Origin of the sequence: Pseudomonas wenzhouensis, assembly GCF_021029445.1 — a bacterium.
GTDB lineage: Bacteria > Pseudomonadota > Gammaproteobacteria > Pseudomonadales > Pseudomonadaceae > Aquipseudomonas > Aquipseudomonas wenzhouensis.
This window is the reverse complement of sequence record NZ_CP072610.1, coordinates 1,626,470-1,647,753: the sequence shown is the minus strand read 5'-3', so window position 1 is coordinate 1,647,753 and position 21,284 is coordinate 1,626,470. Positions and strand designations below refer to the sequence as shown.

The window sequence follows — 21,284 nt, the reverse complement described above, 5'->3', positions numbered from 1 at the left end:
ACGGGCGCCAGAGAATCCGGCGCCGAGCCGCGATCACGCCTGGTTGATCGGGTTTTCCGGGTACCAGACGTCCTGCAGCGGGCTGAGCTCGAATTTCTCCAGCTCGTTGCGGCCCTTGAGCCAGGCTTCAACGGCAGCACGTTGCTCCTCGTTGACCGAGCCACGCTTGGCCAGGCAGACCAGACCGAAGTCCTCGCCACCCACGTAATCCAGACCATTGCCGGCGATGGCCTGGTCGAGGAACTGATCGACGAAATCGTCGAGGGTCTTGTCGCTCAAGTCGGCCTTGAAGTTCAGGGTCAGCTCGAAGCCCAGCTCCTGAAATTCATCGACACAGAGCTTCTTGCGCAGACGGCGGGAACGGTTGGTCGCCATGAAACAATCCTCAGAGGTGATAACGCGCCGCACTCTAGCAGTTTCCCCGGCAGAGCGCCCGCTTTGTCTCGCCTGATCACCCTGTCCGGGGTCTGCACGGCAGCTGTTGGCCGCATTGTTTTTCACCTGCCAACCCCGACTGCAGAGCGTCTCTTGCGGCATAATGTCGGCAACTTTTACCGGAGTCGGACGGTCGTCTGTCCGACTTCTCATTGCCGCCTAGCTGCGCAAGGTTTCTGCCGATGATCCAGCGGTTTCGCCAACTGGCGCTATGCGCCCTGCTTCTGCCTCTCGCCCTGTCCAGCCATGCCGCCAGCACCACGCTGCCGGCCAAGGTCGAGCAGGCCCTGAAGGCCAACAAGATTTCCAACAACGCGCTGTCGGTGGTGACCGTCCCACTGAACGGCCAGAACGGTGGCCTGCAGTTCAATGCCGATGTCTCGGTCAACCCGGCCTCTACCATGAAACTGGTGACCACCTTTGCAGCCCTGGAACTGCTTGGCCCCAACCATCAGTGGAAGACCGAGTTCTATGCCGACGGCCCGCTGAAGGATGGCGTGCTGCATGGCAACCTCTACCTCAGGGGAGGTGGCGACCCGAAACTGAACATGGAAAGACTCTGGCTGCTGCTGCGCGATTTGCGCATCAACGGCGTGCGTCAGGTACAGGGTGACCTGGTGCTCGATCGCAGCTTCTTCGTCGCCCCGCAATTGCCGGCCTTCAACGACGACGGTGGCGACGCCAACAAACCCTTCCTGGTCAAGCCCGACTCCCTGCTGGTCAACCTCAAGGCGCAGCGCTTCATCACCCGCGCCGAAGGCGGCAAGGTGCAAATTGCCATGGATCCGCCCATCGCCGCCGTGCGCATCGACAATCAGGTGCGCCTGCTCAAGGCAGGCAAATGCCCGGCCTGGCCGGACATCCGCTACAACGCGGTTGAGCAGTACGACGGCACCACCCTGATCGTCAGCGGCCAACTGGCCGAAGGCTGCAGCGCGCAAACCTACCTGTCGCTGCTCGACCACCCCAGCTATGCCGCCGGAGCGGTACGCGGCATCTGGCAGGAGCTGGGCGGCAAGATTCTCGGCAAGGACCGCCAGGGCTCCGTACCGGAAAATGCCCGCATGCTGGTACGCGCCTTCTCCCCCGATGTGGTGGAGATCGTCCGCGACATCAACAAGTACAGCAACAACACCATGGCCCGGCAGTTGTTTCTCAGCATTGGCGCGCAGTTCCGTACCGACGCCGATCAGGACGATGCCATGGCCGCGCAGCGGGTGATCCGCAACTGGCTGGCGCGCAAGGGCATCACCGCGCCGCATCTGGTCATAGAGAATGGCTCCGGACTGTCACGCGCCGAACGCATCAGCGCACGCGAAATGGCGCTGATCCTCCAGGCGGCCTGGCGCAGCCCTTATGCCGCCGAATTCCGCAGCTCGATGCCGCTGGTGGCAATGGACGGCACCATGCGCCGCCGCCTGCAGCGCACCCCGCTGGTGGGTGAAGCGCATATCAAGACCGGCACTCTGAACAACGTACGCGCCATCGCTGGCTACAGCCGCGACAGCAATGGTCAGGACTGGGCCGTGGTCGCCATTCTCAACGACCCGAAACCCTGGGGCGCCACCTCGATTCTCGATCAGGTGTTGCTGGAAACCTACAAACAGCCCAAGCGCTGAACCAATCGTAGCCCGGATGCAGTCCGGGCTCTTTTGAACCTGAGCCCCGGATTGCCTCCGGGCTACGCTGTCAGCGTGCGGTGAAACGCCAGGCGCGGTGGATCTTCGGGTTGCGGGCGAAATCCGCATCCAGGGTCTGCGCACTGATCTCCTCGACCTGATAGCGCGCCATCAGGTTTTCATCCAACTGGAACTTGCGGAAGTTGTTGGAAAAGTACAGCACGCCGCCACGGGCCAGACGCGCCATGGCCAGATCGAGCAGCTCGACGTGGTCACGCTGCACATCGAACACGCCCTCCATGCGCTTGGAATTGGAGAAGGTCGGCGGGTCGATGAAGATCAGGTCGTATTCGCCGCGATCGTCACCCAGCCAAGCCATCACATCGCCCTGCTCCAGGCGATGCTTATCGGAAAAACCGTTGAGCGAGAGATTGCGCCGCGCCCAGTCCAGGTAGGTTTTCGACAGATCGACGCTGGTGGTGCTGCGCGCCCCGCCCTTGGCCGCATGCACGGTGGCCGTGGCGGTGTAGCAGAACAGGTTGAGGAAACGCTTGCCGGCCGCCTCATGCTGAATGCGCAGACGCAGCGGACGATGATCGAGGAACAGGCCGGTATCCAGGTAATCGGTAAGATTGACCAGCAGCTTGACGCCGCCTTCGCTCACCTCCATGAACTCGCCCTGCGCCGCCTGACGCTGATACTGCTTGGTGCCGGTCTGGCGCTCGCGGCGCTTGATCACCACGCGATTCTGCGCCACGCCCAGCGCCTGTGGGATTGCGGCCAAGGCGTCGAGCAGCCGCGCCTGAGCCTTGTCCGGGTCGACCGAACGTGGTGCGGCATATTCCTGTACGTGCACCCAGTCGCGGTACAGATCGACCGCCACGGCATACTCGGGCATATCGGCATCGTACAGACGGTAGCATTCGACCCCCTCACGACGCGCCCATTTGCCCAGTTGCTTGAGGTTCTTCTGCAGGCGGTTGGCGAACATCTGCCCGCCTTCGGACAGACGCGCCTGCTGCGGCGCCTCGTTCGCTGGCTGCTGATCATCCTCGCGCGCACGCCGCTCACTGGTGACGAACTGCTCGACCTGCACCTTGATCAGCAACAACTTGCACGGCAGTGCACCGTTCCAGAACGCGTATTGCTTGTGACTGCGCAGGCCCATGCGTTTGCCCAGTTCCGGCGCGCCGGTGAATACCGCTGCCTCCCAGCCCAGGCAGGCCTGGCGCAGGCGCTCGCCGAGGTTCTGGTAGAGGTACAGCAAGCTGGCTTCGTCGCCCAGGCGTTCTCCGTAGGGCGGATTGCTGATCACCAGACCTTTCTGATTCTGATCCGGGCGCGGCTCGAAACTGCCCAGTTCGCCCTGATAGATCTTCACCCAGTCGGACAACCCGGCGCGCTCGACGTTGTTGCGCCCTGGCTGAATCAGACGCGGGTCGGCCTCATAACCACGAATCCACAGCGGTGGTTTGGCCAGGCCGGCTGCGGCCCGTTGTTCGGCCTCGGCATGCAGTTTTTTCCAGATGGCCGGCACATGGCCGAGCCAGTTGGAAAACCCCCAACGCTCACGCCTGAGATTGGGGGCGATATCGGCAGCCATCAGCGCCGCCTCCACCAGGAACGTGCCTACACCGCACATCGGGTCGGCCAATGCACCGCCCTCGGCAGCGATACGCGGCCAACCGGCGCGAATCAGGATCGCGGCCGCCAGGTTTTCCTTCAGCGGTGCAGCCCCCTGCTGCAGACGGTAACCGCGCTGGTGCAGGCTGTGCCCGGAAAGATCGAGGGAAAGCACCGCCTCACCACGATCCAGACGCAAATGCACGCGCAGGTCCGGGTTGAGCTTGTCGATACTGGGCCGCTCGCCACCAGCCGTACGCAGCCGGTCGACGATCGCATCCTTGACCTTGAGTGCACCGAAGTGGGTGTTATCGATACCCGAGCCGTTACCGCTGAACTCCACCGCCAGACTGCCGGCCGGCAGCAGATGATCCCGCCAGTCCACTGCCTGCACGCCGTCGTACAGCTCGTCGGCGTTGTTCATGGCAAAGCGCGACAGCACCAGCAGCACGCGGTTGGCCAGGCGCGACCACAGACACAGGCGATAAGCCACTTCGATCTCGGCATGACCACGTACTGCAGCAGTCTGCTCGCGCACCTCCTCCAGGCCCAGCGCCTTGGCCTCTTCCAGCAACAGGCCTTCGAGCCCTTTGGGGCAGGTCAGTACGATTTCGTAACGTTCAGACATGGATCTTCCACTGCCTATGGCAATCAGGGAGGTGCAGCAATGCACCTCGACTCAAAATAAGTGACAAAAGGTCACAGCGCGACCCTTCGCCGGAATAAGTAAGCACTCTCATTTGCACTCGCAAAATGACGGCATCGCTGCGCACAGCCAGATATCACGGTGTTTGGCTGTAAGAGACTGGATGTATTTCCAGCCTCCTTATGGCTTCACCTGCATTTAGGTTACGCCCTTATGACAAATCGATCATTCACAGGCCTCGGTGCATTCGTTAGAACACTACCTAGGGCTTTCGCTGCAACGGTGAAGGCACAGAAAGTTCGCCACGCCGGCAGCGAACTTTCGTTGGCAGATAGAACGTCTGCCCGGCCTTGCTACAAGGCCAACGGGACATAACAGTCAACAGTGAGGGCAACACCCTATGAGAAGACTTAAGCGTGATCCGTTAGAAAGAGCTTTTTTGCGCGGCTATCAGTACGGCATCAATGGTAAATCCCGCGAACTCTGCCCCTTTACCCTACCTTCGGTTCGTCAGGCCTGGCTCAATGGCTGGCGTGAGGGCCGTGGTGACAACTGGGATGGGCTGACCGGCACGGCCGGTATTCATCGACTCAACGAACTTCACGCTGTCGGCTGATCAGGATCACACCCGACTTCACCATGCCGACCCCCTCCGGGCGGCGGGCGCAAGCCCAGGGGCTCCTTCGGGAGCCCTATTCATTTAAGCGGCTCATTTACGCAGCGCGGCAATCGCATCCACCGCCTCGCGAATCAGCGCCGGCCCCTTGTAGATGAATCCCGAATAGATCTGCACCAGGCTCGCACCTGCAGCGATTTTCTCCGCTGCGTGTTTGCCCTCGGTAATACCGCCGACCGCGATGATCGGCAAACGACCCGACAGTTCACCGGCCAGCACCTTGACGATATGCGTGCTCTTGTCACGGACCGGCGCCCCCGACAGACCACCGGCTTCATCGCCATGAGCCAGCCCCTCGACACCTTCGCGGCTGAGCGTGGTGTTGGTGGCGATCACCGCGTCCATATCTGCCCCCAGCAGGGCGGCAGCGACCAACGCAGTCTCTTCATCGCTCATGTCCGGGGCGATCTTGATCGCCAGCGGTACGCGCTTGCCGTACTCCTGAGCCAGGTCTTCCTGACGGCGACGCAGTGCCTCGAGCAGCTCCTTCAGCGAGTCACCGAACTGCAGGCTGCGCAGCCCAGGCGTATTGGGCGAGCTGACATTGACCGTGACATAGCTGGCATGGGCGTACACCTTGTCCAGGCAGGTCAGGTAATCATCCACCGCCCGCTCGACCGGCGTATCGAAGTTCTTGCCGATATTGATCCCCAGTACACCCTTGAACTTCGCCGCTTGAACGCGCGCCAGCAGATGGTCGACCCCATGGTTGTTGAAACCCATGCGATTGATCACCGCCTCGGCCTCCGGCAGGCGGAACAGGCGCGGCTTGGGATTGCCGGGCTGCGGGCGCGGGGTCACGGTGCCGATCTCGACGAAACCGAAACCAAGCTGAGCGAAGCCGTCGATGGCATCACCGTTCTTATCCAGGCCTGCCGCCAGACCAACCGGATTGGCGAACTGCAGCCCCATAACATTGACCGGCAGGTTGGCCGGTGCCTTGGTCAGCAGAGCATTGAGCCCCAGCCGGCCACCGGCACCGATCAGATCGATGGACAGCTCGTGAGAGGTTTCCGGGGACAGTTTGAACAGCAGCTCGCGGGCCAGTGAGTACATGGGCAGGCTTAGCTCGATAGATGGTGAAATTGGCAAGTCGTCGATTATAGCCGCGCAGGCACTGCTGGCGCGAGGCAGGCCGCCAGAATCAGTCCAGAGGGCGTAAGCTGAGCAACTCGCCGGTGCTGCTGAACTCCAGCACGAAGGAACCATAGATCCCGGCATGAGTCAGATAGGGCCGCAGGTGATGGGCCGGCAAACTGACGCGACGCCCATCGCGGCTTTGCGCCATAATCCGGTTGGCAGTCCCGCGATAGACGGCCTGCAACCGTTCGGCCGATAACGCAATATCCAGCACCAAGCTGGGCATGGAGGCACCCTCGCAAATGAATGCGGCTATTTTGCCACAGCCCCTCACAGCAGCAGATACATACCTGCCATACCAAGCCGTATGGGCAATAGGCGTGCGTGTCTGCCACACTGCAGCGAATGCCTCGGGAATGATCTGTCGGCTATGAGCCTGTCCGAATCCTCAACGTTGAGTGGCCGCCTGGCAGCCCTGGCGCAACGCCTGGGCCTGCTTGGCCGTGGCTCACGACAGATTTTCGCCAAGGCCAGTGCCTTGCGCCTGCCATTCAAGGCACTGCCTGCACCAGTCGAGAGCATTGGCTGGCATGAAGGCCCACAACTGCAGTTGCTGCTCAACCTGTCTCGCGGCGCACTCTCGGGGCCCGTACAGGAAGACAAGGCCCAGGCCCACCACGCACTGACTCAGGTTGTGGAAGCACAAACGCAGCACCTGCAGTCTTTCGATCTACGCCTGATCGACGGTTTCGCCTGCCCCTGCCCGGCCCCCGGCTACTCAAGTTTCGAAGACTATGCAGCCAGCGAACACTGCAGGCACGTGCGCATCATCAGCTACAGGGATTTCGTCAAAACCATCGGCCAACCTTTGCCACGCTTTTTGGCCGGCGAGCCAGTCGAACTGCGCCAGGCCAACTGGCGAGGCGCGCGTGTCTTCTGGTCAGGGGAAACACAAGGCGAAGCCTTTGCAGGCGCCATTGCCTATGCACGCAGACGCGAACTGGAAGCGCAGCTACCGGCCAATCTGCTGCGCTATCGACTTAATGAAGCCGGCCTGAACAATCTGCAAAATCGCTATCACGTCCTGGCCATGCCGGAAGCAGCCTGGAGTGACCCTGGGTTCATGGGCTTGCTGCTGGACAACGGCATACCCTATGCGCGCCTGTCACTGCTGAAAAAAGCCGATACCCCGGAGTTTCTTCTGCTGCCTAAAGCTCACCCGCAAGCCACTGCCCTGGGCGAAGGGCTGCGCCTGGCGGGCGCACCGGATGTTCCCAACCACCTACGCCAACTTACAGTTCAGCCTGCCTGAGCCGACTTCCGCGCTATTCATCGCAACCGCGCAACAGACGCCCGATCATCTCCAACGAATAACCCCGGTACGCCAGAAACCGGCCCTGCTGGGCCCGCTCGCGGGCATCGACGGGCAGCCGGCCAGCAAACTTGCGTTGCCAGGTTTCACGCAATTGCTCGAACCAGTCGATACCACTGTCACGCAAAGCCTGATCGATATCGCCACGCGCCAGCCCGCGCTGCCCCAGCTCTTCACGGATACGTTGCGGCCCATAACCGGCGCGCGCCTTGTAGGCAACGAAACTTTCCAGATAGCGCGCCTCGGACAGCAAGCCCTCTTCTGCAAGACGCTGCAAAGCAGCCTCGACCAGCGCCTCGGGAGCGCCGCGCTTGCGCAGCTTGCGCATCAACTCGACACGCCCATGCTCACGTCGCGCCAGCAGATCCATGGCCGCTCGCCGAACGGCGAGCGGGTTATCCAGTACAACGCTCATGCGCTGATAACTTAGAAGTCGACTTCTGCGTCAGCCAGATCGTCAGCGGCAGCCTTTGCTGGTGCATTGCTGACCAGCAGTTTCTGACGAATCTGGTCTTCGATCTCACGGGCCACTGCCGGATTGTCTTCCAGGAACTTGGCAGCATTGGCCTTGCCCTGGCCGATCTTGTTGCCCTGATAGCTGTACCAGGCGCCAGATTTCTCGACCAGCCCCTGCTGCACGCCCAGATCGATGATCTCGCCGTTACGGTAGATACCCTTGCCGTAGAGGATCTGGAACTCGGCCTGGCGGAAAGGCGGCGCGACCTTGTTCTTGACGATTTTCACACGGGTTTCACTACCGACCACTTCCTCGCCTTCCTTGACCGCGCCAGTGCGGCGGATATCCAGACGAACCGAGGAGTAGAACTTCAGCGCGTTACCACCGGTGGTGGTTTCCGGGCTGCCGAACATCACGCCGATCTTCATGCGAATCTGGTTGATGAAGATCACCAGGCAGTTGGCGTTCTTGATGTTACCGGTGATCTTGCGCAGTGCCTGACTCATGAGACGCGCCTGCAGACCGACGTGCATGTCACCCATCTCACCTTCGATTTCCGCCTTGGGCACCAGAGCCGCCACGGAGTCGACGATGATCACGTCGATGGCATTGGAGCGCACCAGCATGTCGGTGATTTCCAGCGCCTGCTCGCCGGTATCCGGCTGCGACACCAGCAGGTCATCGACATTGACGCCAAGCTTGCCGGCGTAGTCGGGATCCAGCGCGTGCTCGGCGTCGACGAAGGCACAGGTAGCGCCATGCTTCTGCGCCTCGGCGATCACCGACAGGGTCAGGGTCGTCTTACCAGAGGATTCCGGGCCGTAGATTTCGACGATCCGGCCCTTCGGCAGACCGCCGATACCAAGGGCGATGTCCAAACCCAGCGAACCCGTGGAGATGGCCGGAATGGCCTGACGCTCATGGTCGCCCATGCGCATCACCGCGCCCTTGCCGAACTGCTTCTCGATCTGGCCCAGGGCAGCCGCCAAGGCGCGCTTCTTGTTCTCGTCCATTACCATCCTCACGTATTAACAAGGGCCTTACAGGCCGCCAACAACTGTATAAGTAGCCAGTATTATTCCACAGGGCAAGTCGCCCGCCTACCCCGCAGACGGATTTTCCTCTGCAAGCAGGCGCGAAAGCCCTGCCAGAGCGGCCTCGACCGTTTGTCGGCGCACCTCGTCGCGGTTTCCGGAGAACTGCCTGCGCACGCTGTAAAGACGCTCGCCATCGCCCCAGGCCAGCCAGACGGTTCCGACCGGTTTTTCCTCGGAACCCCCACCGGGGCCGGCCACACCACTGACGGCAACCGCGTAGCGTGCACCGCTATGGGCCTGGGCACCACGCACCATGGCCTCCACCACTTCACGACTGACGGCCCCAACGCTGGCGAACAACTCGGCCGGCACCCCCAGTTGCCTGGTTTTCTGTGCATTGGAGTAAGTGACGTAACCAGCTTCGAACCAGGCCGAACTGCCGGCAATCCGCGTAATCGCCTCGGCGATGCCTCCGCCGGTACAGGACTCGGCCGTGGTGACCTGGGCGCCGGCATCCTGCAGTTGCCGGCCGAGCTGCGCGGCCAGTTGGCTGATGCAATCCATATCTTCTCCGGGGTGAAACGAGTAAGCCCGATACCCTACACTAGGCGCTTTTGCGATTTAAACCGGACAGTCGAGACCATGACGGATCTTTCAGCACACACCCCGATGATGCAGCAGTACTGGAAGCTGAAGAACCAGCACCCGGATCAGCTGATGTTCTATCGCATGGGTGACTTCTACGAGATTTTCTACGAAGACGCGAAGAAAGCCGCAAAACTGCTGGACATCACCCTGACGGCCCGCGGTCAGTCGGCCGGCCAGTCGATCCCCATGTGTGGCATCCCCTTCCATTCGGTGGAAGGCTACCTGGCCAAGCTGGTCAAGCTTGGCGAGTCGGTGGTGATCTGCGAACAGATCGGCGATCCGACCACCAGCAAGGGCCCGGTGGAGCGCCAGGTGGTGCGCATCATCACCCCCGGTACCATCAGCGACGAAGCCCTGCTCGACGAGCACCGCGACAACCTGTTGGCTGCCGTACTCGGTGATGAACGCCTGTTTGGTCTGGCCGTGCTGGACATCACCAGCGGCCGTTTCAGCGTGCAGGAGATCAAGGGCTGGGAGAACCTGCTGGCCGAGCTGGAGCGCCTCAACCCCGCCGAACTGCTGATCCCGGACGACTGGCCGCAGGGCCTGCCGGCGGAAAAGCGCAAGGGTTCGCGCCGCCGCGCGCCCTGGGACTTCGACCGCGACAGTGCCTTCAAGAGCCTGTGCCAGCAGTTCGGCACCCAGGACCTGAAAGGCTTCGGCTGCGAGAACCTGACCCTGGCCATCGGCGCCGCCGGTTGCCTGCTGGCTTATGCCAAGGAAACCCAGCGCACCGCCCTGCCCCACCTGCGCAGCCTGCGTCATGAGCGTCTGGACGACACCGTGATCCTCGATGGCGCCAGTCGCCGTAACCTGGAGCTGGACATCAACCTCGCCGGCGGCCGCGACAACACCCTGCAATCGGTCATGGATCGCTGCCAGACTGCCATGGCCAGCCGCCTGCTCGGTCGCTGGCTGAACCGCCCGCTGCGTGATCGCATGGTGCTCGAGGCGCGCCAGGACGCCATCGCCTGCCTGCTCGACGGTTATCGCTTCGAGTCGCTGCAACCGCAGCTCAAGGAGATCGGCGACCTGGAGCGCATTCTCGCCCGTATCGGCCTGCGCAACGCGCGCCCGCGCGACCTCGCTCGCCTGCGCGATGCCCTGGCCGCCTTGCCCGAACTGCAACGGGCGATGACCACGCTGGACACCCCGCACCTGCAGCAACTAGCCAATAGCATCGCCACCTACCCGGAGCTGGCCGATCTGCTGGCCCGCGCCATCATCGACAACCCGCCGGCGGTGATCCGTGATGGTGGTGTCCTCAAGACCGGCTATGACGCCGAGCTGGACGAGCTGCAGGCCATGAGCGAGAACGCCGGCCAGTTCCTCATGGATCTGGAGGCGCGCGAGAAAGCCCGTACCGGCCTGGCCAACCTCAAGGTCGGCTACAACCGCGTACACGGTTACTTCATCGAACTGCCGACCAAGCAGGCCGAATCGGCACCCGCTGATTACATCCGCCGGCAGACGCTCAAGGGCGCCGAGCGCTTTATCACCCCCGAGCTCAAGGATTTCGAAGACAAGGCGCTGTCGGCCAAGAGCCGCGCCCTGGCGCGTGAGAAGATGCTCTACGACGAACTGCTGGAACGCCTGATCGGCCACCTGGCACCGCTGCAGGACAGTGCGGCGGCACTGGCTGAACTGGACGTACTGAGCAACCTGGCCGAGCGTGCGCTGAACCTCGACCTGAACCGTCCGCGCTTCGTCGATGAGCCGTGCATGCGTATCGATCAGGGCCGTCATCCGGTGGTCGAACAGGTGCTGACCACGCCCTTCGTGGCCAACGACCTGGATCTCGACGACAACCGCCGCATGCTCATCATCACCGGGCCGAACATGGGTGGTAAATCCACCTACATGCGCCAGACCGCGCTGATCGTGCTGCTCGCCCATATCGGCAGCTTCGTCCCGGCGGCGGCCTGCGAGCTGTCGCTGGTGGATCGCATCTTCACTCGCATCGGCTCCTCCGACGATCTGGCCGGCGGTCGTTCGACCTTCATGGTGGAGATGAGCGAAACCGCCAATATCCTGCACAACGCCAGCGAGCGCAGCCTGGTGCTGATGGACGAGGTTGGCCGCGGCACCAGCACCTTCGATGGCTTGTCGCTGGCCTGGTCGGCAGCCGAACACCTGGCGCACCTGCGCGCCTTCACCCTCTTCGCCACCCACTACTTCGAGCTGACCGTCCTGCCGGACAGCGAACCGGTAGTGGCCAACGTGCACCTTTCGGCCACCGAGCACAACGAACGCATCGTCTTCCTCCACCATGTCCAGCCTGGGCCGGCGAGCCAGAGCTACGGCCTGGCGGTGGCGCAACTGGCCGGCGTACCCGGCACGGTCATCAGCCGCGCCCGTGAACACCTGGCGCGCCTGGAAGCCACCAGCCTGGCGCACGATATGCCCCGCCAGCAAGCTGGCCAACCGCAGGTGCCGATGCAGAGCGACCTGTTCGCCAGCGTGCCACACCCGCTGTTGGAGCAATTGGGCAAGATCAATCCGGATGATCTGACCCCACGCAAGGCACTGGAACTGTTATATACATGGAAGACGCAGATCTAACGCTCGATAGAACAAACTGCTAGAATCGCGCGCAATTTTACGACTGCCCGGTTTACAGCCTGAGCCGCGGCCACAGACAGAGCGCCTACAGCCCTTCGCAGAAAGGGCGCAGGCCGCCGCCCGAGGAGAGAATCAGACATGACCTTCGTCGTCACCGACAACTGCGTCAAATGCAAATACACCGACTGCGTGGAAGTCTGCCCGGTTGACTGCTTCTATGAAGGCCCGAATTTCCTGGTCATCCACCCGGACGAGTGCATCGACTGCGCCCTGTGCGAACCCGAGTGTCCGGCTCAGGCGATCTTCTCCGAGGACGAAGTGCCCGAGGACATGCAGGAATATATCGAGCTGAACGCAGACCTGGCCGAAGTCTGGCCGAACATTACCGAGAAGAAGGATTCGCTGCCGGACGCCGAAGAGTGGGATGGCGTGAAGGACAAGCTGCAGTACCTGGAGCGCTAAGCCCAGCCGCTGATGCCAAGACCCGCCAAGTGCGGGTCTTTTCCTTTCTACACTGACGATGCTCAGGGTTGAGCGCAACCTGCAGACAAAAAAAGGGGCGACTCGCGCCGCCCTCTTTCATTCCCTGATCCCTTGATTTCCCAACTCATCATCCTGATGGATCGCGTCTTGCGATAGTCCTGATCATCATCCTGATGACCTGTGCTTATCCCTGTGCACGGTTGCGATAGTACCTGCACCAGACTCACGCACAACCCGGCACAAAGCCCGGCAAGCTTTCTCAAGAAATAAGAAATCGCTTTTAAAACAAAAACTTAAAAAATAATTCTCACAGACGCACAGCCGTTTCTGCATAAAGACTGACAGCATATGTGAGCAATCACTTACATGATCGCGCATAAAAAACCCGGCCGAAGCCGGGTTTACAATCGACGCCAGGCGCTACTGAAACAAAGAGTCGCTGGACAGACCGTTCTTCTCCAGGATTTCGCGCAGGCGCTTGAGCGCCTCGACCTGAATCTGCCTGACCCGCTCACGCGTCAGGCCAATTTCCTGCCCGACCTCTTCCAGCGTACTGCTCTCATGGCCACGCAAACCAAAGCGGCGCACCACCACCTCACGCTGTTTGTCGGTGAGGTCCGATAGCCACTGATCGATGCTCTGCGACAGATCATCGTCCTGCAGCAATTCGCAAGGATCGGTCGGGCGATCATCCGTCAGGGTGTCGAGCAGTGTCTTGTCAGAGTCCGGCCCGAGCGAGACATCCACCGAGGACACCCGCTCGTTGAGACCCAGCATACGCTTGACTTCCCCTACCGGTTTTTCCAGCAGGTTGGCGATTTCTTCCGCAGAGGGCTCGTGGTCGAGCTTCTGGGTCAATTCACGCGCTGCACGCAGGTAAACGTTGAGCTCCTTGACCACATGAATCGGCAGACGGATGGTTCGCGTCTGGTTCATGATGGCACGTTCGATGGTCTGGCGGATCCACCAGGTGGCGTAGGTCGAGAAACGGAACCCCCGCTCCGGATCGAACTTCTCCACGGCGCGGATCAGGCCGAGATTTCCCTCTTCGATCAGATCGAGCAGGGAAAGGCCACGATTGACGTAACGTCGGGCGATCTTCACGACCAGCCGCAGGTTGCTCTCGATCATGCGTTTGCGCCCGGCCGGATCGCCCTTCTGCGCCAGACGCGCGAAGTGCACTTCCTCTTCGGGAGTGAGCAGGGGAGAGAAACCGATTTCGTTGAGGTAAAGCTGAGTGGCGTCGAGCGCCCGGGTGTAGTCGATGTGCTTATGCTGTTTGGAGGGTGTTGCGGCCTTGGTCTTCGTACGTGCGACCGGTGCTTCCACCTCATCGCCTTGGATCTCGCCGAATACGCTGCCCGGCTCCAGGAGGAGCAGTTCATCGTCGACGTCAAACTCCGGCGCTTCTTTTTTTATGAGAGCCATGGTTGTTGCCCCTAGCTGAGTTCGACAACAGGCTCTGGCAGAAACGTCCTGGCCACCCCCGAGCCCGTCCCTCCTACGTGATGGAACGGGTCAGCTAGGGGTCAACGACGTGGCAGGTATTGCAGTGGATCGACAGGCTTACCTTGGCGGCGAATCTCGAAGTGCAGCTTCACCCGGTCGGCCCCTGTGGACCCCATTTCAGCAATGCTTTGCCCGGCTTTGACCTGCTGCCCCTCCCGTACCAACAACCTGCGGTTATGACCGTAAGCACTTACGTAGGTGTCGCTGTGCTTGATGATGATCAACTCGCCGTAGCCCCGCAAACCACTCCCGGCATATACAACCGACCCATCAGACGCAGCTAAAACAGGCTGTCCTAATTCCCCTGCGATATCAATGCCTTTATTCAAACTACCGTTTGAGGAGAAGCGACTGATCACAGTGCCCTGCGTCGGCCAGGACCAGCCACTGGCAGAACGGCTTACCGGAGTCACCGGTGTGGTGGCAGGCGTATTGGCCACAGGCGGGCGGGCAGGCTGTGCGGCAGGCGGTGCCGTGACAGCCGGCGGACGGCTCTGCGCAGGCGGAGTAACGACGGTGGCTGCAGGCGCCCGCGCAACGACCGGCTGACTGCTGCCTACAGGGCGGTTATCGAAGCGAATAGTCTGGCCAACACGGATCAGGTACGGATCACGCAGACCATTGTGTGCGGCCAGCGCCTTCCAGTCCCAACCGAAGCGAAACGCAATGGAATACAAGGTATCGCCGCGCTGCACGACATAGTGCCCATTGCGTACGGGCTGACGCTGCACTACCGGAGCCGCCCCCTGGTTATGCCCGCGATCGACAACCTGCACGCCACCCGGAGGCGAACTGACACAACCGGCCAACGCTGAGGCGGCAAGCAACGCGAGCGGCAGTCGGAAGACTGCAGCTGCACGCACTGGCACGAGAAGGACGGTCCAACTCACCCAACTACTCCCTGAATGACGGTAAGAACGAAAAACTGTGTCTGGCTTATTGATCACGGGCACTGTCGGCTGACAGACGGCTGGCCAACCACTCCAGCCCCAGCACCAGTGCGATACCGCCGACAGCCAGTACCACGGCCAACAAAAGCTGCGGATCCTGGCCACTGATGTCGGCAAACTGGCCCGGCAACAGATTACTCTCCAGAAGCGGCACCTGTTCGCCCTTGCTGTCGAGACGCCAGCTCACGACCTCCTTCCAGGGCCAGACCTTGTTCAGAGAACCCAACATCAGCCCCGTCAGAAACGCCAGGCTCAGATCACGCCAGCGCGACAACAGCCAACTGAGCAGACGTGCGAAGCTGAGAATACCAACCAGACAGCCACTGGCAAAAACCGCCAGAACCAGTAGATCGAGCTCCTTCACCGCCCCAAGCACCACCGAATAGAGGCCGAGCAGCAGCAGGATGAAACTGCCCGAGATACCCGGCAGGATCATGGCACAGATGGCGATGGCCCCGGCCAGGAACAGGGTTGGCAGGTCACTGCCCCACTGCATGGGCGCTGCTACGGTTATCCAGTAGGCGAATGCCAGCCCAAGGACAAAGCTCAGCACCCGGGTCCAGTTCCAGCGACCGATTTCCCGCCCTACCACGTAAGTGGACACCAGAATCAAGCCGAAGAAGAACGACCACAGGGGGATCGGATGCTGCGCCATCAGGTAGGTAATCAGGCGTGCAAACGAAAGAATGCTGGTCATGATGCCGCAGAGCAGCACCAGCAGGAAGGTTGCATTGGCCATCTGCCAGGCATCCTTGATACGCCCCTGCAGCAATGACAGCGTCGCCTCAGGAACACGGGCAATGGAACGCAACAACTCGTCGTAGATACCGCTGATGAAAGCGATGGTACCGCCGGAGACACCCGGCACGACATCAGCAGCGCCCATGGCCAGGCCCTTGGCATAGAGCAGGAAATATTTCTTCATGGATCCTTCCGGAGCGAAACAGCGGTCAGGCCAATGGCCCATTGAGTAAGGGTACGAAGCGCACCGCATCGAGCACATGACGGGAGAAACCGTCGTCCTCACGCACGATCAGCAACAACTGCTGTACATCACCACTGCCGACCGGGATGACCAGGCGCCCGCCAGGCGCCAGTTGATCGAGCAAGGCCTGCGGTACCTGCGCGGCAGCAGCGGTGACGATGATGCCGTTGTACGGACCGAGCGCATTCCAGCCCTCCCAGCCATCACCCCAGCGAAAGACCACGTTGCGCAGATTGAGTTCGGCCAAACGCTCCTTGGCACGCTCCTGCAGCACCTGAATGCGCTCGACCGAGAACACCCGCTCCACCAGTTGTGCCAGCACGGCCGTCTGGTAGCCGGAGCCGGTGCCGATTTCCAGTACCTTGTCCAGCGGGCCGGCTGCCAGCAGCAGCTCGGTCATGCGCCCGACCATATAAGGCTGGGAGATGGTCTGGTTATGGCCGATGGGCAGCGCGGTGTCTTCATAGGCCCGGTGCGCCAGCGCCTCATCGACGAACAGATGGCGCGGCGTACGGCGGATCACTTCCAGTACCCGCGCGTTGGACAGCCCTTCCTCATAGAGGCGCTGGATCAAGCGTTCACGGGTGCGCTGCGAGGTCATACCGATCCCGCTGCGCTGCATGTCGTCCTGGCCACGCATCAGAAGATGCCCTCCAACCAGCCATCCATAGTGTCGAGCGCCTCATTGAACGTGCGATCGAGCCGTAATGGCGTGATCGATACATAACCTTGCATCACGGCATGAAAATCGGTGCCCTGGCTGCCATCCTCGACATCACCGGCTGCTGCGATCCAGTAGCCTTCCTTGCCACGCGGGTTGACCACCTTGACCGGCGCCGCCGCGCGCGCGCGGTGACCGAGACGGGTCAGCTGCACGCCACGGATATGCTCCAGCGGCAGATTCGGTACGTTGACATTGAGCACGGTACGCGGCGGCAGTTCGAGGCGCTCATGTGCCTCCACCAACTTGCGGGCGAAATAGGCCGCAGTCGGCAGATTGTCGGGCAGACGCGAGAGCAGCGAAAAGGCGAACGCCGGCTTGCTCAGAAAACGCCCTTCCAGCGCGGCGGCAACGGTGCCGGAATAGAGCACGTCATCGCCGAGGTTGGCGCCCAGGTTGATACCGGAGACGACCATGTCCGGCGTTTGCTCGAACAGACCGTTTAGCCCCAGGTGCACGCAATCGGTTGGCGTGCCATTGAGGCTGATATAGCCATTGGCCAGGACCATGGGATGCAGCGGACGATCGAGCGTCAGCGCACTGCTGGCACCGCTCTTGTCTTCGCCAGGGGCGATCACCACGCACTCGGCATAGTCAGCCAGCGCCTGGTGCAACGCAGCGATGCCGGGTGCGTTCACCCCGTCATCGTTGGAAATCAGAATTCGCATGGAGTATCCGTCTGCCCTGCTGGCACCAGATCGAGCACTTCGCGCACCACTACGGTGGCGAAACACCCGGCCGGCAGGACGAATGCAAGTTGCAGAATATCGGGCTCGGGATAATGCCACGTAAGGCTCTGAATGGGGAGGCGCAGAATGCGCCGTTCGTGCGCCATGTCCGCCCTGATCAGCCATTGCACCAGTTGCGCGGCCTCATCGGCTACTTCCTGCTCCAGCTGTCGGGTCACACCAGCAGTCGGCAAAGGCCCGTCACCCCACAGCGGGCCGGTTGGATGCAGGTCAAGAATGGCCAGGCGCGGGTCAATGCACTCGGCCTCGCCAGCCATGAAGAAACTGCGGCTGCTGGTGAAGGCCAGCAAGTCACCGATCTGCGCCTGGTTCCAGGTGCCCGCCGCCACGCGCTTGGCCAGCACCTGATTGAACAGGTAGCTGCGTGCCGAAGAGAGCAGGCGCGAACGCAGGTTGCGCTGTACCGGCAACTCCAGGCGCGAGGCGAAATCGCACGCCTGCAGCACGTTACCGCCGTCGAAGCCGAAACGCTGCAAGCCGAAGTAATTGGGCACGCCTTGCCCGGCGATACGCTGCAGGCGCTGTTCCAGAGCATCGCGCTCTGCTTCCAGAGCGGTCAGGCGCAGGGTGAAACCATTGGCCGAATGCGCACCGCGCTGCAGCTTGCGGTTGTGCCGCTGGCTGCGCAGGATGAGCAGATCATCACTCTGCGCGGCTGCCAGGTCGGGATCGGCCTTGCCCGGCAAGTGCAGGCTGAACCACTGACGAGTCAGCGCCTGGCGATCCTTGAGCCCCGCATAACTGACCGCCTTGAGCGGCAAGCCGGCAGCACGGGCAATACGTCGTGCCGCCTCTTCGGTATTCAGGCCACGTTTCTCCACCCACAGCCAGAGGTGCTCGCCCTGCCCCGTGAGTGGAATATCGAGCACCTCATCGACCTGGAAATCTTCGGCCGTGGCCTTGAGCACGGCGCGTCCACAGGCTTCGCCATGGGCACGCGGCCCCAGCAGTTGCAGCTCGTTCATGCCTTGACCAGCAAGGCGACGGCGTGCACCGCGATACCTTCCTCACGCCCGGTGAAGCCGAGCTTCTCGGTGGTGGTGGCCTTGACGTTGACCTGATCCAGTTCAACACCGAGATCCTCGGCGATGCGCTCGCGCATCGTGTCGATATGCGGCGCCATCTTCGGCGCCTGAGCGATGATGGTGGCGTCGACATTGCCCACCGCGTAGCCCTTGCCCCGCACCAGGCCCATCACATGGCGCAGCAGCGCACGACTGTCAGCGCCCTTGAAGGTCGGATCGGTATCAGGAAAGTGCTTGCCGATATCACCCAGCGCCACCGCGCCGAGCAGGGCATCGCTCAGCGCGTGCAACAGCACGTCACCGTCGGAGTGAGCAACAAGACCGAATTTATGGGAAATACGCACGCCGCCGAGGATGATGAAATCGCCTTCGCCGAAGCGGTGTACGTCATAGCCATGACCGATACGCATAAAGAACAACGCCCTGAAAAAGTCAGGGCGTGATTCTAACCGCATTGCCCGTAGCCCGGACGAAATCCGGGAAAATCACGCCCCGGATTCAATCCGCTTTACGCCGGGCGCAAAGCGGCAGCGTGATGCCGCAGGTGATCATCGATGAAGCTGGCGATGAAGTAGTAGCTGTGGTCATAGCCCGGCTGCATGCGCAGCGTCAGCGGATGAGCGGCCGCCTTGGCTGCTGCCTGCAACGCCTGCGGCTTGAGCTGGCCTTCGAGGAAGTCGTCACGATCGCCCTGATCGACCAGGATCGGCAACTTCTCCTCAGCCTCGGCGATCAGCACGCTGGCATCCCACTCACGCCAGCGCGAACGCTCCTCACCCAGGTACAGCGAAAACGCCTTCTCGCCCCAGGGACAGTTCATCGGGTTGCTGATCGGCGAGAACGCCGATACCGACTGGTAACGCCCCGGATTCTTCAACGCACAGATCAGCGCACCGTGGCCGCCCATGGAATGGCCGGCGATACCGCGCCTGTCCGAAACCGGGAAATTGGCCTCGATCAGCCCCGGCAGCTCCTGCACCACGTAGTCGTACATGCGGTAGTGACGAGCGAACGGCTCTTGAGTGGCATTGACGTAGAAGCCGGCGCCGAGGCCGAAGTCATAGGCGCCATTGGCATCGTCGGCCACGCCCTCGCCGCGCGGGCTGGTGTCCGGGGCGACGATGATCAACCCCAGTTCAGCCGCCATGCGCTGCGCGCCGGCTTTCTGCATGAAGTTCTCGTCGGTACAGGTCAGCCCGCTCAACCAGTACAGCACGGGCAACCTGGCGCCCTGCTCGGCCTGCGGCGGCAGGTAGACGGCGAACACCATGTCGCAATTGAGGCTGCTGGAGCGATGGCGGTAGCGCTTGTGCCAGCCGCCAAAGCTCTTGTTGCTGGAAACGATTTCGAGGGTCATGGGCCGCTCCGTAGGGTGCGCCATGCGCACCAGGGGGTTGCGGTGCGCACGGCGCACCCCGCGAGAATCCGTGCAGCCATGAGGCCGCACGGCGTGTCATCAGAAATGGATGACGGTACGGATGCTCTTGCCTTCATGCATCAGCTCGAACGCCTCGTTGATCTCGTCCAGCCCCATGTTGTGGGTGATGAAGGTGTCCAGCGGGATTTCGCCCTTCTGCGACTTCTCGACGTAGCTCGGCAGCTCGGTACGGCCCTTGACGCCTCCGAAGGCGCTGCCGCGCCAGACGCGGCCGGTGACCAGCTGGAACGGACGGGTGCTGATCTCGGTACCGGCGGGCGCCACGCCGATGATGGTCGACTCGCCCCAGCCCTTGTGGCAGCACTCCAGCGCGGCACGCATCAACTGCACGTTGCCGACGCACTCGAAGCTGTAGTCCACGCCGCCATCGGTCATCTCGACGATAACGTCCTGGATCGGCTTGTCATGCTCCTTCGGATTGACGAAATCGGTCGCACCCAGCTCACGGGCCACATCGAACTTGGCCGGGTTGATGTCGATGGCGATGATGCGCGAGGCCTTGGCCATCTTGGCGCCGATGATCGCCGCCAGGCCGATGCCACCCAGGCCGAAGATGGCCACAGTGGAGCCTTCACTGACCTTGGCGGTATTGAGCACGGCACCGATACCAGTGGTCACACCACACCCGAGCAGGCACACCTTGTCCAGCGGCGCTTCCTTGGGGATCACCGCCACCGAGACTTCCGGCAACACGGTGTATTCGGAGAAGGTCGAGCAGCCCATGTAGTGATAGACCGGCTCACCGTTGTAGCTGAAACGCGTGGTGCCGTCCGGCATCAGGCCCTTGCCCTGGGTGGCACGTACCGAGCTGCACAGGTTGGTCTTGCCGGATTTGCAGAATTTGCACTCACGGCATTCAGCGGTGTACAGCGGAATCACATGATCACCGACCTTCACCGAGGTCACCCCCTCGCCCACTGCTTCGACGATGCCACCGCCCTCGTGACCCAGTACACAGGGAAACACGCCCTCTGAATCCTGAGCGGACAGGGTGTAGGCGTCAGTATGGCAAACACCGGTGGCAACGATGCGCACCAGCACCTCGCCGGCCTTCGGCGGCTCGACATCGATCTCGACGATCTTCAGCGGCTCATTGGGCGCAAAGGCGACGGCAGCACGGGACTTGATCATGGAAGCTCTCCTGAGCGTTGCGAAAGTGCCGGGCAGTCTAGAACAACGCACTGAAGAGATAATTCGCTGATCATCAAAACATTATTGCTGTACAGGGATAATATGCTCGGTCATCACCGACACAGGGGGGGGCACGCC

The 21,284-nt window shown here is 61.7% G+C and carries 21 protein-coding genes; 5 read left to right on the top strand and 16 right to left on the bottom strand.

The features are described 5' to 3' along the window. Positions 1-33: 33 nt before the first annotated feature. Entirely contained in the window at positions 34-375 is a 342-nt protein-coding gene (locus J7655_RS07525; RefSeq protein ID WP_147811116.1) for a YggL family protein, read from the bottom strand. Positions 376-617: 242 nt separating this feature from the next. On the opposite strand from J7655_RS07525, the gene dacB reads away from it, so the two are divergent. After that, positions 618-2,054 (top strand): D-alanyl-D-alanine carboxypeptidase/D-alanyl-D-alanine endopeptidase, encoded by a 1,437-nt coding sequence (gene dacB, locus J7655_RS07520; protein ID WP_230927236.1) that lies wholly within the window; start codon positions 618-620, stop codon positions 2,052-2,054. A 70-nt stretch (positions 2,055-2,124) separates the two neighbouring features. Here the strand turns inward: dacB and rlmKL are convergent, their stop codons facing one another. Beyond that, positions 2,125-4,305, bottom strand: a complete 2,181-nt coding sequence (gene rlmKL / locus J7655_RS07515; RefSeq protein ID WP_230927235.1) for a bifunctional 23S rRNA (guanine(2069)-N(7))-methyltransferase RlmK/23S rRNA (guanine(2445)-N(2))-methyltransferase RlmL — start codon at positions 4,303-4,305, stop codon at positions 2,125-2,127. Between the two features lie 418 nt (positions 4,306-4,723). Between rlmKL and rmf the strand changes: the two genes are divergently transcribed. Then, a complete protein-coding gene (rmf, locus tag J7655_RS07510) occupies positions 4,724-4,939 on the top strand; it encodes a ribosome modulation factor (protein WP_003244273.1) in 216 nt (71 codons plus the stop codon). A 93-nt stretch (positions 4,940-5,032) separates the two neighbouring features. Here rmf and J7655_RS07505 read toward each other — a convergent pair whose 3' ends face one another. After that, on the bottom strand, positions 5,033-6,055 hold the full coding sequence (locus J7655_RS07505; RefSeq protein ID WP_230927234.1) for a quinone-dependent dihydroorotate dehydrogenase: 1,023 nt from the start codon (positions 6,053-6,055) through the stop codon (positions 5,033-5,035). Between the two features lie 88 nt (positions 6,056-6,143). Continuing rightward, positions 6,144-6,365 carry a DUF2835 domain-containing protein gene (locus tag J7655_RS07500; protein ID WP_230927233.1) on the bottom strand — a complete coding sequence of 74 codons (222 nt, stop codon included), beginning with the start codon at positions 6,363-6,365 and terminating at the stop codon, positions 6,144-6,146. 144 nt (positions 6,366-6,509) lie between these two features. On the opposite strand from J7655_RS07500, the gene J7655_RS07495 reads away from it, so the two are divergent. After that, on the top strand, positions 6,510-7,391 hold the full coding sequence (locus tag J7655_RS07495; protein ID WP_230927232.1) for a DUF6685 family protein: 882 nt from the start codon (positions 6,510-6,512) through the stop codon (positions 7,389-7,391). Between the two features lie 13 nt (positions 7,392-7,404). Here the strand turns inward: J7655_RS07495 and recX are convergent, their stop codons facing one another. The 3 genes from recX to J7655_RS07480 form a co-directional block, all read right to left on the bottom strand. Continuing rightward, the gene (gene recX, locus J7655_RS07490) at positions 7,405-7,866 is read right to left on the bottom strand and encodes a recombination regulator RecX (protein WP_230927231.1); all 462 of its coding nucleotides are present in this window, start codon (positions 7,864-7,866) and stop codon (positions 7,405-7,407) included. A gap of 11 nt (positions 7,867-7,877) precedes the next feature. Beyond that, entirely contained in the window at positions 7,878-8,921 is a 1,044-nt protein-coding gene (gene recA, locus J7655_RS07485) for a recombinase RecA (protein ID WP_230927230.1), read from the bottom strand. 87 nt (positions 8,922-9,008) lie between these two features. Next, a complete protein-coding gene (locus J7655_RS07480) occupies positions 9,009-9,509 on the bottom strand; it encodes a CinA family protein (protein WP_230927229.1) in 501 nt (166 codons plus the stop codon). Between the two features lie 78 nt (positions 9,510-9,587). On the opposite strand from J7655_RS07480, the gene mutS reads away from it, so the two are divergent. Both mutS and fdxA read left to right on the top strand, forming a co-directional pair. Further along, positions 9,588-12,155: a DNA mismatch repair protein MutS gene (mutS, locus tag J7655_RS07475; protein ID WP_230927228.1), complete on the top strand. Its 2,568-nt coding sequence runs from the start codon at positions 9,588-9,590 to the stop codon at positions 12,153-12,155. Positions 12,156-12,293: 138 nt separating this feature from the next. Next, positions 12,294-12,617 (top strand): ferredoxin FdxA, encoded by a 324-nt coding sequence (fdxA, locus tag J7655_RS07470; RefSeq protein ID WP_003244255.1) that lies wholly within the window; start codon positions 12,294-12,296, stop codon positions 12,615-12,617. A gap of 441 nt (positions 12,618-13,058) precedes the next feature. On the opposite strand, the gene rpoS is transcribed toward fdxA, so the two are convergent. The 9 genes from rpoS to J7655_RS07425 form a co-directional block, all read right to left on the bottom strand. Then, positions 13,059-14,066 (bottom strand): RNA polymerase sigma factor RpoS, encoded by a 1,008-nt coding sequence (gene rpoS / locus J7655_RS07465; protein ID WP_230927227.1) that lies wholly within the window; start codon positions 14,064-14,066, stop codon positions 13,059-13,061. Positions 14,067-14,167: 101 nt separating this feature from the next. Next, positions 14,168-15,037: a peptidoglycan DD-metalloendopeptidase family protein gene (locus J7655_RS07460; RefSeq protein WP_420850916.1), complete on the bottom strand. Its 870-nt coding sequence runs from the start codon at positions 15,035-15,037 to the stop codon at positions 14,168-14,170. 46 nt (positions 15,038-15,083) lie between these two features. Next, the gene (locus tag J7655_RS07455) at positions 15,084-16,022 is read right to left on the bottom strand and encodes a polyprenyl-phosphate transporter (protein WP_230927226.1); all 939 of its coding nucleotides are present in this window, start codon (positions 16,020-16,022) and stop codon (positions 15,084-15,086) included. Positions 16,023-16,047: 25 nt separating this feature from the next. Next, positions 16,048-16,683, bottom strand: coding sequence for a protein-L-isoaspartate(D-aspartate) O-methyltransferase (locus J7655_RS07450; RefSeq protein WP_230927691.1), 636 nt, complete (start codon positions 16,681-16,683; stop codon positions 16,048-16,050). 38 nt (positions 16,684-16,721) lie between these two features. Then, on the bottom strand, positions 16,722-17,471 hold the full coding sequence (gene surE, locus J7655_RS07445) for a 5'/3'-nucleotidase SurE (RefSeq protein WP_230927225.1): 750 nt from the start codon (positions 17,469-17,471) through the stop codon (positions 16,722-16,724). Then, positions 17,459-18,517 carry a tRNA pseudouridine(13) synthase TruD gene (gene truD, locus J7655_RS07440; protein ID WP_230927224.1) on the bottom strand — a complete coding sequence of 353 codons (1,059 nt, stop codon included), beginning with the start codon at positions 18,515-18,517 and terminating at the stop codon, positions 17,459-17,461. The genes surE and truD overlap by 13 nt, the downstream gene beginning before the upstream one ends. Then, positions 18,514-18,987 (bottom strand): 2-C-methyl-D-erythritol 2,4-cyclodiphosphate synthase, encoded by a 474-nt coding sequence (gene ispF / locus J7655_RS07435; protein ID WP_230927223.1) that lies wholly within the window; start codon positions 18,985-18,987, stop codon positions 18,514-18,516. Before ispF ends, truD begins: the two co-directional genes overlap by 4 nt. A gap of 98 nt (positions 18,988-19,085) precedes the next feature. After that, positions 19,086-19,934, bottom strand: coding sequence for an S-formylglutathione hydrolase (fghA, locus tag J7655_RS07430; protein ID WP_230927222.1), 849 nt, complete (start codon positions 19,932-19,934; stop codon positions 19,086-19,088). Between the two features lie 99 nt (positions 19,935-20,033). Further along, complete coding sequence (locus tag J7655_RS07425; RefSeq protein ID WP_230927221.1) at positions 20,034-21,146, bottom strand: S-(hydroxymethyl)glutathione dehydrogenase/class III alcohol dehydrogenase; 1,113 nt, start codon at positions 21,144-21,146, stop codon at positions 20,034-20,036. Between the last annotated feature and the right edge of the window lie 138 nt (positions 21,147-21,284).

Excerpts from the sequence above, each read along its gene's own strand:
- J7655_RS07525 (WP_147811116.1), bottom strand. The coding sequence starts at position 375 with ATGGCGACCAACCGTTCCCGCCGTCTGCGCAAGAAGCTCTGTGTCGAT.
- dacB (WP_230927236.1), top strand. The coding sequence starts at position 618 with ATGATCCAGCGGTTTCGCCAACTGGCGCTATGCGCCCTGCTTCTGCCT.
- rlmKL (WP_230927235.1), bottom strand. The coding sequence starts at position 4,305 with ATGTCTGAACGTTACGAAATCGTACTGACCTGCCCCAAAGGGCTCGAA.
- rmf (WP_003244273.1), top strand. The coding sequence starts at position 4,724 with ATGAGAAGACTTAAGCGTGATCCGTTAGAAAGAGCTTTTTTGCGCGGC.
- J7655_RS07505 (WP_230927234.1), bottom strand. The coding sequence starts at position 6,055 with ATGTACTCACTGGCCCGCGAGCTGCTGTTCAAACTGTCCCCGGAAACC.
- J7655_RS07500 (WP_230927233.1), bottom strand. The coding sequence starts at position 6,365 with ATGCCCAGCTTGGTGCTGGATATTGCGTTATCGGCCGAACGGTTGCAG.
- J7655_RS07495 (WP_230927232.1), top strand. The coding sequence starts at position 6,510 with ATGAGCCTGTCCGAATCCTCAACGTTGAGTGGCCGCCTGGCAGCCCTG.
- recX (WP_230927231.1), bottom strand. The coding sequence starts at position 7,866 with ATGAGCGTTGTACTGGATAACCCGCTCGCCGTTCGGCGAGCGGCCATG.
- recA (WP_230927230.1), bottom strand. The coding sequence starts at position 8,921 with ATGGACGAGAACAAGAAGCGCGCCTTGGCGGCTGCCCTGGGCCAGATC.
- J7655_RS07480 (WP_230927229.1), bottom strand. The coding sequence starts at position 9,509 with ATGGATTGCATCAGCCAACTGGCCGCGCAGCTCGGCCGGCAACTGCAG.
- mutS (WP_230927228.1), top strand. The coding sequence starts at position 9,588 with ATGACGGATCTTTCAGCACACACCCCGATGATGCAGCAGTACTGGAAG.
- fdxA (WP_003244255.1), top strand. The coding sequence starts at position 12,294 with ATGACCTTCGTCGTCACCGACAACTGCGTCAAATGCAAATACACCGAC.
- rpoS (WP_230927227.1), bottom strand. The coding sequence starts at position 14,066 with ATGGCTCTCATAAAAAAAGAAGCGCCGGAGTTTGACGTCGACGATGAA.
- J7655_RS07455 (WP_230927226.1), bottom strand. The coding sequence starts at position 16,022 with ATGAAGAAATATTTCCTGCTCTATGCCAAGGGCCTGGCCATGGGCGCT.
- J7655_RS07450 (WP_230927691.1), bottom strand. The coding sequence starts at position 16,683 with ATGACCTCGCAGCGCACCCGTGAACGCTTGATCCAGCGCCTCTATGAG.
- surE (WP_230927225.1), bottom strand. The coding sequence starts at position 17,471 with ATGCGAATTCTGATTTCCAACGATGACGGGGTGAACGCACCCGGCATC.
- truD (WP_230927224.1), bottom strand. The coding sequence starts at position 18,517 with ATGAACGAGCTGCAACTGCTGGGGCCGCGTGCCCATGGCGAAGCCTGT.
- ispF (WP_230927223.1), bottom strand. The coding sequence starts at position 18,987 with ATGCGTATCGGTCATGGCTATGACGTACACCGCTTCGGCGAAGGCGAT.
- fghA (WP_230927222.1), bottom strand. The coding sequence starts at position 19,934 with ATGACCCTCGAAATCGTTTCCAGCAACAAGAGCTTTGGCGGCTGGCAC.
- J7655_RS07425 (WP_230927221.1), bottom strand. The coding sequence starts at position 21,146 with ATGATCAAGTCCCGTGCTGCCGTCGCCTTTGCGCCCAATGAGCCGCTG.